11 protein-coding genes are annotated in these 14,147 nt (G+C 64.1%); 6 read left to right on the top strand and 5 right to left on the bottom strand.

All coding sequences use genetic code 11. From position 1 onward, the window contains the following. Positions 1-33: 33 nt before the first annotated feature. Positions 34-432 carry a septal ring lytic transglycosylase RlpA family protein gene (locus V6W80_RS05965; protein ID WP_338546190.1) on the top strand — a complete coding sequence of 133 codons (399 nt, stop codon included), beginning with the start codon at positions 34-36 and terminating at the stop codon, positions 430-432. Positions 433-823: 391 nt separating this feature from the next. Here V6W80_RS05965 and kdgD read toward each other — a convergent pair whose 3' ends face one another. From kdgD to V6W80_RS05940, 5 genes are all read right to left on the bottom strand, one after another. After that, positions 824-1,735, bottom strand: a complete 912-nt coding sequence (gene kdgD / locus V6W80_RS05960; RefSeq protein ID WP_017642389.1) for a 5-dehydro-4-deoxyglucarate dehydratase — start codon at positions 1,733-1,735, stop codon at positions 824-826. Between the two features lie 133 nt (positions 1,736-1,868). After that, the gene (locus V6W80_RS05955) at positions 1,869-2,621 is read right to left on the bottom strand and encodes a FadR/GntR family transcriptional regulator (protein WP_026083998.1); all 753 of its coding nucleotides are present in this window, start codon (positions 2,619-2,621) and stop codon (positions 1,869-1,871) included. 83 nt (positions 2,622-2,704) lie between these two features. Further along, positions 2,705-4,438, bottom strand: a complete 1,734-nt coding sequence (locus V6W80_RS05950) for an ABC transporter ATP-binding protein/permease (RefSeq protein WP_338546188.1) — start codon at positions 4,436-4,438, stop codon at positions 2,705-2,707. A 122-nt stretch (positions 4,439-4,560) separates the two neighbouring features. Next, on the bottom strand, positions 4,561-5,121 hold the full coding sequence (locus tag V6W80_RS05945; protein WP_017642392.1) for a response regulator transcription factor: 561 nt from the start codon (positions 5,119-5,121) through the stop codon (positions 4,561-4,563). 16 nt (positions 5,122-5,137) lie between these two features. Next, positions 5,138-6,397 carry an ATP-binding protein gene (locus V6W80_RS05940; RefSeq protein ID WP_017642393.1) on the bottom strand — a complete coding sequence of 420 codons (1,260 nt, stop codon included), beginning with the start codon at positions 6,395-6,397 and terminating at the stop codon, positions 5,138-5,140. A 178-nt stretch (positions 6,398-6,575) separates the two neighbouring features. Between V6W80_RS05940 and V6W80_RS05935 the strand changes: the two genes are divergently transcribed. The 5 genes from V6W80_RS05935 to V6W80_RS05915 all read left to right on the top strand — a co-directional run bounded on the left by V6W80_RS05935 (position 6,576) and on the right by V6W80_RS05915 (position 13,997). Continuing rightward, on the top strand, positions 6,576-7,283 hold the full coding sequence (locus tag V6W80_RS05935) for an SIMPL domain-containing protein (protein WP_064307242.1): 708 nt from the start codon (positions 6,576-6,578) through the stop codon (positions 7,281-7,283). 246 nt (positions 7,284-7,529) lie between these two features. Then, positions 7,530-9,128: an ABC transporter substrate-binding protein gene (locus V6W80_RS05930; RefSeq protein ID WP_160923720.1), complete on the top strand. Its 1,599-nt coding sequence runs from the start codon at positions 7,530-7,532 to the stop codon at positions 9,126-9,128. Positions 9,129-9,198: 70 nt separating this feature from the next. Then, a complete protein-coding gene (locus V6W80_RS05925) occupies positions 9,199-10,797 on the top strand; it encodes an ABC transporter substrate-binding protein (RefSeq protein ID WP_338546185.1) in 1,599 nt (532 codons plus the stop codon). Positions 10,798-10,839: 42 nt separating this feature from the next. Beyond that, complete coding sequence (locus tag V6W80_RS05920) at positions 10,840-12,432, top strand: ABC transporter substrate-binding protein (protein ID WP_338546183.1); 1,593 nt, start codon at positions 10,840-10,842, stop codon at positions 12,430-12,432. 146 nt (positions 12,433-12,578) lie between these two features. Beyond that, positions 12,579-13,997: an OprD family outer membrane porin gene (locus V6W80_RS05915; protein ID WP_338546182.1), complete on the top strand. Its 1,419-nt coding sequence runs from the start codon at positions 12,579-12,581 to the stop codon at positions 13,995-13,997. The last annotated feature ends 150 nt before the right edge of the window (positions 13,998-14,147 follow it).

Here is a 14,147-nt window from a genome sequence, read left to right as displayed (position 1 = left end):
CTGCTGCCGGTCGTTTTGCCAGGAGGCATCGAGATGCATCGGATCCACCGTGCCGGACTGCTGTCGCTGGTCCTGCTGTTCGCCGGTTGCGCCAGTCAGGAAAGCTTCCCACCCACGCTATCCTCCAGCGCGGCCCATGACTATCAGGACACCGGCATGGCGTCCTTCTACTCCAAGTGGCACGCCGGTCGCCGCACCGCCAGCGGCGAGAAGTACGATCCCAACGCCTTGACCGCGGCCCACCGCACCCTGCCCTTCGGCACCCGGGTCCAGGTCACCAATCTGGCCAACGGTCGCAGCGTGGTGGTCCGCATCAATGATCGCGGCCCGACGGTGCGTCGCCGGGTGATCGACCTGTCACGCAGTGCGGCCGATCGCCTCGACATGGTGGCCGATGGCACCTCCAAGGTCAGCATCCGCAGCCTGGACTGACCATTGCGCTAGGCTCGACAAGCCGGGTAGTCCGGCCACCGCGCGCTGCACGTCGAAGCGCCTCTTGGCATGGCGGAATCCTCACGGCTGCGCCGACCTGATTGCCTGGGCCAGGGCGGCGCGCACAGGCGGCGTGGTAAGTGCCAGACACAACAGGGCCGCGCTCATGGCGGGATTCTCTGGCTGCACCTTGCACGGATGGGCAGGTGCCGCCCTACCCTTTCCAGGATCGGGGCGTGGTGGGTAATCCAGCGTGGCACCCACACCCTAACGCCCCTTAAACCCCGCCGCACTCAGGTAAAGCGGACAAAAAAAAGCCCGCGACCAAGAGACTGGACGCGGGTTGTGCAACAGGAAGAGAGGCCGTGAGGCCGCTCTTGGATAACTGTGGTTATTGCGGACCGAGCTTGTCCATCAGTGCCGCCAGTTGCTCGTATTCGTCCTGCTTGAGATCGGTCAGCGGGGTACGCACGGGACCGGCGTCGTAGCCAGCGATCTTGGCGCCCGCCTTGACGATGCTGACGGCATAGCCGGCGCAACGGTTGCGGATTTCCAGGTACGGCAGGAAGAAGTCGTCGATCAGCTTGCCGACCGCCTCATGATCGTCACGGGCGATGGCTTCGTAGAATTGCACGGCGGTCTTGGGCACGAAGTTGAACACGGCCGAGGAATAGACCGGCACGCCCAGCGCCTTGTAGGCGGCGGCATAGACTTCCGCGGTGGGCAGGCCACCCAGGTAGCTGAAGCGATCACCCAGGCGGCGGCGGATGGCGACCATCAGCTCGATGTCGCCCAGGCCGTCCTTGTAGCCGATCAGGTTCGGGCAGCGCTCGGCCAGCTGCTCCAGATGGTGCGGCTGCAGGCGGCAGACGTTGCGGTTGTAGACCACCACACCGATTTTGACCGACTTGCAGACGGCTTCGACATGGGCGGCCACGCCGTCCTGGCTGGCTTCGGTGAGGTAGTGCGGCAGCAGCAGCAGACCCTTGGCGCCCAGACGCTCGGCTTCCTGGGCGTAGGCGATGGCCTGGCGGGTGGAGCCACCGACACCGGCGAGGATCGGTACGCTGCCCTGGCAGGTATCCACGGCGGTCTTGATGATGCCGCTGTATTCGCTGGCTTCCAGGGAAAAGAATTCACCGGTGCCGCCGGCGGCGAACAGCGCGGTCGCGCCATAGGGGGCCAGCCACTCCAGGCGCTTGGCATAGGTGTCGGGACGGAAGTCGCCGTTGGCATCGAAGTCGGTCAGCGGGAAGGACAGCAGACCGGAAGAGAGGACGTGTTTGAGTTCTTGTGGAGTCATCTTGAGTGCCTCGGCATAGGTTGGACTAAGGTGCGGCAGGTCCGCTACCTGTTGTAAGTCATCGTACAACCTCTTTTATGGAAGGGGCAAGCCCCAACCAGAAAAATGCCTCTTAAGACGCTCCAGCCCTATTTCAGACCTCTTCCGCCTGACGCTCCATTTCTTCGTGAGCGCGTCTCAGACGCTCGCGACTGTTGCTCAGGTGCAGTCGCATGGCGGCGCGAGCCGCTTCCAAGTTGCCGTCTTCGATGGCCTGGACGATGGCTTCGTGCTCCGCATCCAGACGACGCTGGTAGAGCTGCTGGTCATCGTGGGCGAGATAGGCGGAATTGAGGCGGGTCCGGGGAATCAGCACCGTGCCCAGGTAGCTCATGATGTCGCTGAAATAGCGATTGCCGGTCGAGCTGGCGATCAGCAGGTGCAGCTCCAGGTCGGCGCTCACCGCGCGATCAGGCTCTTCGACGCCGGTGCGCATGGCTTCCAGCAATGCCCACATGGCCTGCAGTTGCTCGGCCGAGCGGCGCTGGGCGGCCAGACCGGCGGCTTCGACTTCCAGGCTGATGCGCAATTCGAGCATCGCCAGCACGTCCTTGAGGGTGGTGATGGTGGCTGGATCGATCGGCAGCGGCGACTCGGGGCGCCGCTCCAGCACGAAGGTGCCGATGCCGTGGCGAGTCTCCACATAGCCACCGGCCTGCAGTCGGGAAATGGCCTCGCGCACCACGGTGCGGCTCACGCCCTGGGCCTGCATGATGGCCGACTCAGTGGGAAGCTTGTCGCCGGGCTGGAACTGGCCATCGCCGATCTGCTGAATCAGCACCCCGACGACCTCTTCTGCCAGGCTACGGGGTCTTTTTCGGGGGCGGGATACGGTGGGTGCTGACATGGATTTTCGTACCAATTGAAGTAACTCCGGAATCATAGCACCCACCTTCCCCAAAACGCCCGATTTAGACCGCTTAGTCCATATCAAGGCACTTCGCCAACCGCTCTAGGACGCAGTTCTTGTCCCTCCAGCAGCAGGTGGCGGCGGTGGTAGGCGCGCAGACTCGGACGATGGCCGACGCTGACCAGGGTAAGGCCGGGATTCTCGCTCAGCAGGCGTTCGTAAAGGGCGCGTTCGTCCGCTTCGCTCAATGCCGAGCTGGCTTCATCGAGGAACAGCCAGTCGGGGGCATAGAGCAGCGCCCGCGCCAGGGCCACGCGCTGCTGCTCGCCCGGCGACAGGGTGCGCTCCCAATGACGGGCTTCGTCCAGGTGCTCGCGCAGGTGATCGAGGCGGCATTGATGCAGCACCTCGGCCAGGCGCTCGTCGGAATAGGCATCCGCCGGCTGCGGATAGGCCAGGGCTTCACGCAGGGTGCCGATGGGCAGATAGGGTTGCTGCGGCAGGAACAGCTGACGCCCCGGCGGTACGGCGATACCGCCCTGCCCTTGCCGCCAGAGTCCGGCCAGGGCGCGCAGCAGGGTGCTCTTGCCGCTGCCCGAAGCGCCTTCGATCAGCAGGTGCTCACCACGGGCGACGCGCAGATCGGTGGGGTGCAGCAGCAACCGGCCGGCGGCACCCAGGGAAAGCCCTTCCAAAACCAGGTCGCTGTCACTGGCATGGGGCACCAGGATGTCGGTCTCCTGGCTGAACTCGGCCATGGCCTCGCGGAACGTCAGCAGACGGTCGGAGACGGCGCGCCAGCCGGCCAGGCTGACGTAGGCGTCGACGAACCAGCTGAGGCTTTCCTGGACATTGCCGAAGGCCGAGTTGATCTGCATCAGATCGCCCAGCTGGATCTTGCCGGAGAAGTAACGCGGCGCCGCCAGGACGAAGCCGGCGATGATGGCGATCTGGCTGTAGCCGGCGGTGAAGAAGGTCAGTCGCTTGGTGTAGTTCATCACCAGGTGGTAGTTGCCCCAGACATAGCCGAAGCGCTCCAGCAGGCGCTGGTGCTCGTTGGCTTCACCGCGAAACAACGCCACGCTCTCGGCCTTTTCGCGGACGCGGATCAGGCCGAAGCGCAGGTCGGCCTCATAGCGCTGCTGCTGGTTATAGAGGCCGATCAGCCGACGGCCGATGAGGTGGGTCAGCCAGGTGCCGATGGTGGCGTAGATCAGCGCGGCCCAGAACATATAGGCCGGGATGGTGATGCCGAACAGGGTGATGTCGCCGGAGATGCCGAACAGGATGATGCTGAAGGACACCAGGCTGACCACGGTACGGATGAAGCCCAGGCCCAGACTCAGGGTGGTGTCGGCGAAGTCGCGGATGTCTTCGGTGAGGCGCTGGTCGGGGTTGTCGGCACCACCCTCGCGTTCCAGCTGATAGTAATTGCGATCGGACAGCCAGAGGCCGAAGTGCTTTTCGGTCAGCCAGCGCCGCCAGTTGATGGTCAGCGCCTGGGTCAGGTACAGCCGGTACACCGCCAGCAGGATGGCGGTGGTCGCCAGGCCGCAGAAGTACAGCATCAGCCGGATGAAGGCGGCCAGATCGCGATTCTGCAGGGCATCGTAGAAGTAGCGATACCAGGTGTTCAGGGCCACCGACAGACCGACCCCGGCCAGGGACAGGGCGATGACCACGGACAGCAGGAGCCAGGCCTTGCCCTTCTCTTCACTGCGCCAGTAGGGGGTGATCAGGGCCCAGACGCGGGCCAGGAAATGCCCACGGGAAGCCCCGTAGACGGAGGGCACGGGTACGGCGGATTCGGACATGCTCGGACTCTCAAGGACTGCTCAACGAGACGCCTGCACAGCCTATGCCGGAAAGCCTGAACGAATTCTGACTGAAACAATGTAACACTCATCGTCCATGGCGCGTGGACGATGAGGCTCGTTCAGCGGCGTACGGGGCGCTTCTGCAGCTTGCGCTGTAGGGTACGGCGGTGCATGCCCAAGGCGCGGGCGGTCGCCGAGATGTTGCCTTCGTGCTCGGACAGTACCCGCTGGATGTGCTCCCACTGCAGGCGATCCACCGACATGGGATTGTCCGGTACCAGGGTGTCGAGATCGGCGTGCTGGGCGAGCAAGGCAGCCAGGACGTCGTCGGCGTCGGCCGGCTTGCACAGGTAGTTGGTGGCGCCGCGCTTGATGGCTTCCACGGCGGTGGCGATGCTGGAATAGCCGGTCAGCAAGACCACGCGCATGTCCGGATGCAATTCCAGCAGCTTGGGCAGCAGCACCAGGCCCGAGTCGCCTTCCATCTTCAGGTCGACCACGGCGTAGTCCGGCAGGTCGTCCTTGGCTAGCTGCAGGCCTTCTTCGGCGCTGTCGGCGATGGACACGCGCAGGCCGCGACGGTCCATGGCGCGGGCCATCACCCGGGTGAAGGTAGGGTCGTCGTCGACCAGCAGGATATGGGGCTGGTCGTCGAAACCGCTGTTGAGGTCGTCAGTCATAGAATTCTCCAGGCATTCACGCCAGGGCGTAGTGCCGCGGCAGGCGCAATTCGGTCAGGGTGCCGCCTTCTTCGTGATTGTAGAGCTTCACCGTGCCACCGGCGCGGGTGACGCTGGCCTGGCTGAGGAACAGGCCCAGGCCGAAGCCCTTGCCCTTGGTGGTGAAGAAGGGCTTGCCCAGCTGCTCGGCGATGGCCAGAGGCACGCCGGCGCCATGGTCACGGATCGACAGGCACAGCTCGCGAGCATCCCAGTGCAGACGGATGGCCAGGTTTTCCGGGCAGGCGTCGGCGGCATTGTTGAGTAGATTCAGCAGCGCCTGGGTAAGTTCGACCGGCGGCGTCAGCCGCGGCGGCGTGCCCAGACTCACCACCTCGAAACTGTAGCTGGCTTCCGGGCGCATCAGGTGCCAGCGATCCATGGTCGCCTCCAGCCACTCCACGGCGGTCTGTTCCTGCACCGTCTGTCGGCGGTCGGCCTCGGCGGCGCGCACCAGTTGCTGCAGGGTCTGCTTGCACTGGCCGACCTGCGCCTGCAACAGCTTGAGGTCCTCGCTCAGGGTCGGCTGATTGGCATGCTCCTGCTGTAATTCCTTGAGCAGCACGCTCATGGTGGACAGCGGCGTGCCCAGTTCGTGGGCGGCACCGGCGGCCTGGGTGGCCACCGCCAGCAGTTGCTGGTCGCGCATGGCTTGCTCGCGGCGCTGGGCCTGCAGATTTTCCTGTTCGCGCAGGGCGGTGGCCATGCGCGCGACGAACAGGGTGATGACGGCGGCGGACAGGGCGAAGCTCAGCCACATGCCGTAGCTGAGCACCGCACCGTCGTTGGCCACCAGCAGGTGCAGCGGCTCGTAGGAGAGCAGCATCAGCGAGAAGACCACCAGGGTCAGGGCCGCCAGCACCAGGGTGTAGAGCCAGGGCAGCGTGGCCGCGGCGATGGTCAGGGGCACCAGGTAATAGGAGGCGAAGGGGTTGGTCGGACCTCCAGCGAAATACAGCAGGGCGCTGTGGATGGCCAGGTCGCAGCCCAGGTGCGCGGCATATTCCTGCTCGGTGACCGGCCAGGGGCGGGTCAGCCGCAGGGCGGCGAACAGGCAGAGCACCGCGGAGACGCCCAGAGTGATGGCCAGGGCCGTCCAGGGCAGCTGGACGATGCCCGACAGCCGGGCGATGCCGACCGAGCCAGCCTGGGCGGCCAGCACCAGCACGCGGATAAGCACCAGGCGCCCGAGATTCTGGCGATTGGCGGACAACCATTGAACGGGCAAGGAGAACATGCGAGGTTCCAGGCGCAAGAAACGATCGAGACGGCAGCCCCTGGCGGGCCTGCCCGTCAGAGCAGACTCGCCATTATAGCGAGAGCCGTTCGCCCTCAGCCGCCGACGCGGCAAAGCGACGCACCAACCGGCGGGTCTGAGGTCACACCGCTGTCGTACCGCCAATCAGGAGAACACCATGACCCCTTCCCTACGCCCGCTCGCGCTGGGCGCCGCCCTGTTCAGTGCCCTGCTCGCCACCGGCGCCCAGGCCGACGAACCGCGCTACAACCAGATCAGCCTGAGGGCCGAGGTCAGTCGTGAAGTGCCGCGCGACCGCATGCAGGTCATGCTCTATACCGAAAGCCAGGGCCAGGATCCGGCGGCCCTGGCCAGCGACACCACCAAGACCCTCAACGCGGCCCTGGAACAGGCACGCAAGGTCAAAGGCGTGGATGTCTCTCTGGGCAATCGCAACACCTATCCGGTCTACGAAGATCAGGGCCGGGCGATCAACGCCTGGCGCGAGCGCGGTGAACTGCGCCTGGAAAGCGCCGATTTCGCCGCCCTGTCCAAGCTGACCGGCGAACTGCTGGGCAGCCTGAAGATGGGCAATCTGCAATTCACCATCGCCGACGGCACCCGCAAGCAGCAGGAGGACGCCCTGTTCAAGGACGCCGTGGCCGCCTTCAAGGCACGCGCCCAGTTGGCCACCGAGGCCCTGGGTGGCTCGGGCTATCGCATCGTCAATCTGGACCTGGGCACCAGCGGTGTTCCCCAGCCGCTGCCGATGCTGCGCATGTCGGCGATGAAGGCCGCCAGTGATGCCGTGACCCCTGACGTCGCCCCGGGCACGACCACTGTCGAAGTGACGGCAGGCGGTACCATCGAAGTACAGATGCCCTGATCTAGTGCAGAAAAGTAACAATGCTGTCTCGGTGCGCACCTTTGGTGCGCACCGATTTCTAGTTGCGACACCTCGTCTTACATCTTTGCGACATCTGTTTTGTGTTTGGGTCACCTTGGGTCAATAGCTCGCCTGAGCTATGGACATGGGCATAAGCTGTGCATGTGGGCTCATTTGTCCACAAGACACCGGCATTCTGTTTCGCAACGCCACATCGTGTTGCGCCGTCCCCGACATGAGGTCTCCATGCACAAGAACGTACTCGCTGCCCTCTTCGCTTCCGGTCTGCTGGCCGGCGCACCCCTGGCCCAGGCGACCAACCTGGTGTTCTGCTCCGAAGGCAGCCCGGCCGGCTTCGATCCGGCGCAATACACCACCGGCACGGACTTCGATGCGTCGGCGGAAACCATCTTCAACAAGCTGACCCAGTTCGAGCGCGGCGGCACCCAGGTCAAGCCGGGTCTGGCGGAAAGCTGGGACATCAGCGAAGACGGCAAGGTCTACACCTTCCATCTGCGCAAGGGCGTGAAATTCCACACCACGGACTACTTCAAGCCGACTCGCGAGTTCAATGCCGATGACGTGCTGTTCACCTTCCAGCGCATGCTGGACAAGAACAATACGTTCCGTAAGGCCTACCCCACCGAATTCCCCTACTTCACCGACATGGGCCTCGACCAGAACATCGCCAAGGTGGAAAAGGTCGACGACCACACGGTGCGCATGACCCTCAACGAAGTGGATGCCGCCTTCCTGCAAAATCTGGCGATGCCCTTCCCGTCGATCCAGTCGGCCGAGTACGCCGACAAGCTGCTCAAGGCCGGCAAGGCGGCCGAGATCAACCAGAAGCCTATCGGCACCGGCCCCTTCGTGTTCAGCCGCTACCAGAAGGATGCGGTGATCCGCTACAAGGCCAATCCGGACTACTGGGACAAGGTCGATGGTCCCAAAGTGGACAACCTGATCTTCTCCATCAACACCGATCCTTCGGTGCGGATGCAGAAACTCAAGGCCGGTGAATGCCAGATCACTGTCTACCCGCGTCCGGCGGACCTGGATGGCCTGAAGAAGGATCCGAACCTTAAGCTGCCGTCGCAGCCGGGCTTCAACCTGGGTTATATCTCCTACAACGTCGAGCATGGCGAATTGACCAAGCTCAAGGTGCGCCAGGCCATGGACATGGCCGTCAACAAGGAGGCCATCATCAATGCCGTCTACCAGGGCGCTGGCCAGGTAGCGGTCAATAGCATGCCGCCGACCCAGTGGTCCTACGACAAGTCCATCAAGGACGCGCCCTACGATCCGGAAAAGGCCAAGGCCCTGCTCAAGGAAGCCGGCTTCAAGGAAGGCACCGAGCTCACCCTCTGGGCCATGCCGGTGCAGCGCCCCTACAACCCCAACGCTCGTTTGATGGCGGAAATGCTGCAGCAGGACTGGGCCAAGATCGGCGTCAAGACCAAGATCGTCAGCTACGAATGGGGCGAGTACATCAAGCGCTCTAAGAGCGGTGAGCAGGACATCATGCTGATCGGCTGGAGCGGCGATAACGGTGACCCGGACAACTGGCTGGCGACCCTCTTCGGCTGCAAGGCCATTGGCGGCAACAACTTCTCCCGCTGGTGCTACCAGCCGTTCGAGGACCTGGTGGTCAAGGCCAAGCGCGTGACCGACCAGGGCGAACGCACCAAGCTCTACGAGCAGGCCCAGCAGGTGCTCAAGCAGCAGGTGCCCATGACGCCCATCGCGCATTCCACGGTCTATATGCCGATGCGCAAGGAAGTCCAGGACTACAAGATCAGCCCCTTCGGGTTGAACGAGTTCTACGGCGTCAGCGTCAGCAAGTGAAGCCGCTTGGCCAAGGTTGGGAGCTAGACTCCCGGCCTTGGCCGTTCATTTGACTGATGGAGTGAGACCCATGCGCCTTCCCTACGCCTACTCGTTGCTGGCGGCGAGCCTGCTCGCCTTTGCTCCGCTCGCCCAGGCGGCGAGCAATCTCGTCTACTGCTCGGAAGCCAGCCCCGCCGGCTTCGATCCCGCGCAATACACCTCGGGCACCGAATTCGACGCCTCGGCGGAAACGGTCTTCAACCGCCTGGTGCAGTTCCAGCGCGGCGGCACCACCCTGGAGCCGGGCCTGGCGACCCAATGGGACGTGAGCGCGGATGGCAAGACCTATACCTTCCACCTGCGGCAGGGCGTGAAATTCCACACCACCGACTACTTCAAGCCCACGCGCGACTTCAATGCCGATGACGTGGTCTTCACCTTCCAGCGCATGCTCGACAAGGAGCAGCCGTTCCGTAAGGCCTACCCCACTGAATTCCCCTACTTCACCGACATGGGGCTGGACCAGAACATCGCCAAGGTGGCCAAGGTCGATGACCACACCGTGGTCTTCACCCTGAACAAGGTGGACGCCGCCTTCGCCGCCGACCTGGCCATGAGCTTCGCCTCCATTCAATCGGCCGAGTACGCCGCGCAGCTGCTCAAGGAAGGCAAGCCGGAACTGCTCAACCAGCAACCCATCGGCACCGGGCCCTTCGTCTTCAGCCGCTACCAGAAGGATGCGGTGATCCGCTTCAAGGGCAATCTGGACTACTGGAAGCCCGAGGACGTCAAGCTCGACAACCTGATCTTCGCCATCACCCCCGACGCCGCCACCCGCCTGCAGAAGCTCAAGGCCAACGAGTGCCAGGTCAGCGGCTATGCGCGTCCGGCGGATCTGGTGGAGATGAAGCAGGATGCCAACCTCAAAGTCCTGCAGCAGCCGGGCTTCAACGTCGGCTTTCTCGCCTACAACGTCCAGCACCCGCCGCTGGACAAGCCCGAGGTGCGGCGTGCCCTGGACATGGCCATCAACAAGCAGGCCATCGTCGACACCGTGTTCCAGGGCGCCGGTCAGGTCGCGCAGAACGTGATCCCGCCGAACCAGTGGTCCTACGACAAGAATATCAAGGGCGCGCCCTACGATCCGGAAATGGCCAAGGCCCTGCTCAAGCAGGCGGGGATCAAGGACGGCACCGAGATCGCGCTCTGGGCCATGACGGTGCAGCGCGCCTCCAATCCCAACGCCCGCCAGTCGGCGCAGATGATCCAGCAGGATTGGGCCAAGGTCGGCATCAAGGCCAAGATCGTCAGCTACGAATGGGGCGAGTACATCAAGCGCGCCAAGGCCGGCGAACACGATGTGCTGACCTATGGCTGGACCGGCGACAACGGCGATCCGGACAACTGGCTGGGCGTGCTCTACGGCTGCAGCGCCATCGGCGGCAGCAACTATGCGCGCTGGTGCGACAAGGACTACGACGCCCTCATCCAGAAGGCCAAGACCAGCAACGATCGCGCCGAACGCACCCAGCTCTACGAGCAGGCGCAGCAGCTCATTCGCCAACAGATGCCGGTGAGTCCCATGGCCCACTCGGTGGTGTCCCAGCCCATGCGCAAAGAAGTGCAGGGCTTCAAGATCAATCCCTTTGGCGTCACCGGTTTCTATGGCGTAAGCCTCGACCGCTGATTCTGTCCGGCCCGCCTCGCGGGCCTTCACGAGGAGCCTTCCGTGTCCAAACCGCTATTCTCGCTGTCTCTCGCCGCCCTCCTCTGCCTGACGGCCAACGCCGCCCTGGCGCGGCCCCTGGTGGTCTGCACCGAGGCCAATCCGGAAGGCTTCGATCCAGGCCGCTACACCTCGGGCTACACCTTCAACGCCTCGGCCACGCCGCTCTACAACCGCCTGGTGGAATTCAAGCAGGGCACCGCCGAGCTGGAGCCGGGCCTGGCCGAAAGCTGGGAGGTCTCCGCCGATGGCCTGCAGTACACCTTCGCCCTGCGCCAGGGGGTGAAATTCCACACCACCGACTACTTCAAGCCGACGCGTGACTTCAACGCCGACGACGTGGTGTTCAGCTTCGAGCGCATGCTCGACAAGAACAATCCCTGGTACAACCTCTCCCCCAGCGGCTATCCCTATGCGGCGGCCATGGAGATGGGCACCCTGATCAAGTCCATCGACAAGGTGGACGACAGCCACGTGCGCTTCACCCTCAACCAGCCCGAGGCGCCCTTCCTGGCCGACCTGGCCATGGCCTTCGGTTCGATCCTGTCCAAGGAATACGCCGACAGCCTGCTGGCCAGCAAGAAGACCGACGACATCAACCAGAAGCCCATCGGCACCGGTCCCTTCGTCTTCCAGCGTTATGCCAAGGATTCCAATACCCGCTACAAGGTCAATCCGGACTACTTCGGCAAGAAGCCGCAGATGGATGGCCTGGTGCTGGCGGTGACCCTGGATCCAAATGTGCGCATCCAGCGGGTACGCAACAACGAGTGCCAGATCGGCCTGACGGTCAAACCGCAGGACGTGCCGATGCTCAAGCAGGACAAGAGCCTCAAGCTGGCCCAGGTGGAAAGCCAGACCACCTCCTACCTAGCGCTGAATACCAAGCACAAGGCGCTGAGCGACGTGCGCGTACGCCAGGCCATCGCCATGGCCTTCGATCAGCAGAACTACCTGAAGACGGTGTTCGGCGAAGGCGGCGCCAAGGCGGCGATCAACCCCTACCCTTCTTCGCTGCTGGGCTATGCCAAGGACATCAAGCCCTGGCCCCACGATGTGGAAAAGGCCAAGGCGCTGCTCAAGGAAGCCGGCTACGCCGACGGCCTCACCCTCAAGTACTACATCAGCACCGGCAGTGGTCCGGGCGGCAGTCCGGCCCTGGTCGCCCAGCTAATCCAGGGCGACCTGGCCAAGATCGGCATCAAGGCCGAGATCACCCAGTTCGAATGGGGTGAGTTCATGAAGCGCACCAAGGCCGGCGAGCACGACCTGATGATGGCGAGCTGGACCGGCGACAACGGTGATCCGGACAACTTCCTCACCAACAACCTGAGTTGCTCGGCGGCGGAAAGCGGCGAAAACCGCTCGTTCTGGTGCGACAAGGCCTTCAACGACGCCATCGAAAAGGCCAAGCGCATCAACGACCCGGCCCAGCGTACCGCGCTCTACGAGCAGGCCCAGCAGATCTTCCACCAGCAGATGCCCTGGATTCCGCTGGCGCACCCGCTGTTCACCGATGTCCTGCAACCCAAGGTGCAGGGCTATGTGCAGAGTCCGCTGGGGGTCTACGACTTCTCCACGGTGACCCTCGATTGATCGGCGCCTGATGCCGTAAGCGACCGGGCCCGGGCGGCCCGTCCCCTCGACCCTTCCCGCCTCGCGCCGTGTTTCGGCGCGACGGGTTCGGTCGTGCCGGAAAACGCCCAGATAACAGAAAAAACGACCGCTTTGGAGCACCTTCTATGACCAACGTCCACCGTGGAGGCCTCGCCCTCTCCCTGCTTACCCTGGCCCTGACCGCCCACGCCCAGTCCCCGGCGCCGGAAGATCCCAGCTACGCCAACGAGGTCCAGACCCTGCCCAACGTGCAGAAGCCGGTGAAGGGCCAGGCAGGCGCCAAGGGCTTCTTCGCCGATGACAGCCTGACCCTGACCACCCGCAACTTCTTTGCCCGCGAGACCAGCTCCGATCCGGTCTTCAGCTACAGCAAGAACGGCACCCGGGTACGCACCCACTCGCGCAACACCTGGGTCCAGGCCACGGCGCTCAAGTACAGCTCCGGCTACACCCAGGGTCCGGTGGGCTTCGGCATCGACGTGGCCGGCTACCAGGCCACCAACCTGGAACGCGGCAAGGGCCAGATCGGTGGCGGCGGCAACCGCACCCTGGCCAACGCCGAGGGCGAGGGTCATGCCGAGTGGTCCAAGCTGGGCATCGCCGATGCACGCTTCCGCGTCTCCAACACCGAACTCAAGATCGGTCGTTTCATGCTCGACACCCCGGTGATCAGCTACAACGACAACCGCCCCTTCCCCTCCGGTTTCGACGGTTTCGCCCTGACCAGCGATGAATGGGACAACCTCTCGCTGCAGGGCGGCAGCTTCACCCGCGTCAGCCCGCGGACCGGCGCTGGCGATGAGAAGTGGACCACCGAGTACGGCACCCGCGAGGTCACCGCCGACCGCCTGAGCTTTCTCGGCGGCAACTACAAGCTGCCCCAGGGCTGGGAGGTCAGCGTCTATGGCGCCAACTTCGAAGACGTCTGGAACCAGTACTTCCTGAGCGTCACCCAGGCCGGCGGCAACCTCGACACCTTCGCCTGGAAGGCGGTGGCCAACGCCTATCGCACCGTCGACGCCGGCAGCGCCAAGGCCGGCGCCATCGACAACACTGCCTGGAGCCTGGCGTTCACCGGCAGCCACCAAGCCCACAGCCTGACTCTGGCCTACCAGCAGATCGACGGCAACGAGTACTTCGACTACGCCCACGAGACCGCGGCCATCTACCTGGCCAACTCCCTGGTCTCGGACTACAACGGCCCCAACGAGAAGTCGCTGCAGATCCGCTACGAGACCGACTGGAGCTACTTCGGCGTGCCCGGTCTGAGCACCGGCGTCTGGTACGCCAAGGGCTGGGACATCGACGGCACCCACTACGACGCCGGCGCCGGCAAGTACGCCAACTATGCGGAAGTCCTGCAGCAGGATGGCGAGAAGCACCGCGAGATCGGCCTGGTCACCACCTACAAGGTGCAACAGGGCACGCTCAAGGACAGCCGCTTCCGCCTGCTGCTGACCGATCACCGCGCCAGCCAGAATCAGGTCGACGGCAACGTCAAGGAGCTGCGCCTGGTCTCCACCTTGCCGTTCAACCTGCTGTGACGGCCATGCCCGGCAGATTTCTCGCGGCGCCCGGCATCTGGCGGGGATCGCGTCGCGAACACCGGCGAAGCCCCGGCCATGTCGAGGATATCGACGCCCGTGGCAACGTGGTAGTCTGCCGGGTTTGGAGCGCTGGCCCAGAGCGCTCTT

This window comes from Pseudomonas benzopyrenica (assembly GCF_036884265.1).
Taxonomy (GTDB): Bacteria; Pseudomonadota; Gammaproteobacteria; order Pseudomonadales; family Pseudomonadaceae; genus Chryseomonas; species Chryseomonas benzopyrenica.
Note: the sequence above shows the minus strand (reverse complement) of the source record. Positions and strands in the feature narration are given on the sequence as shown.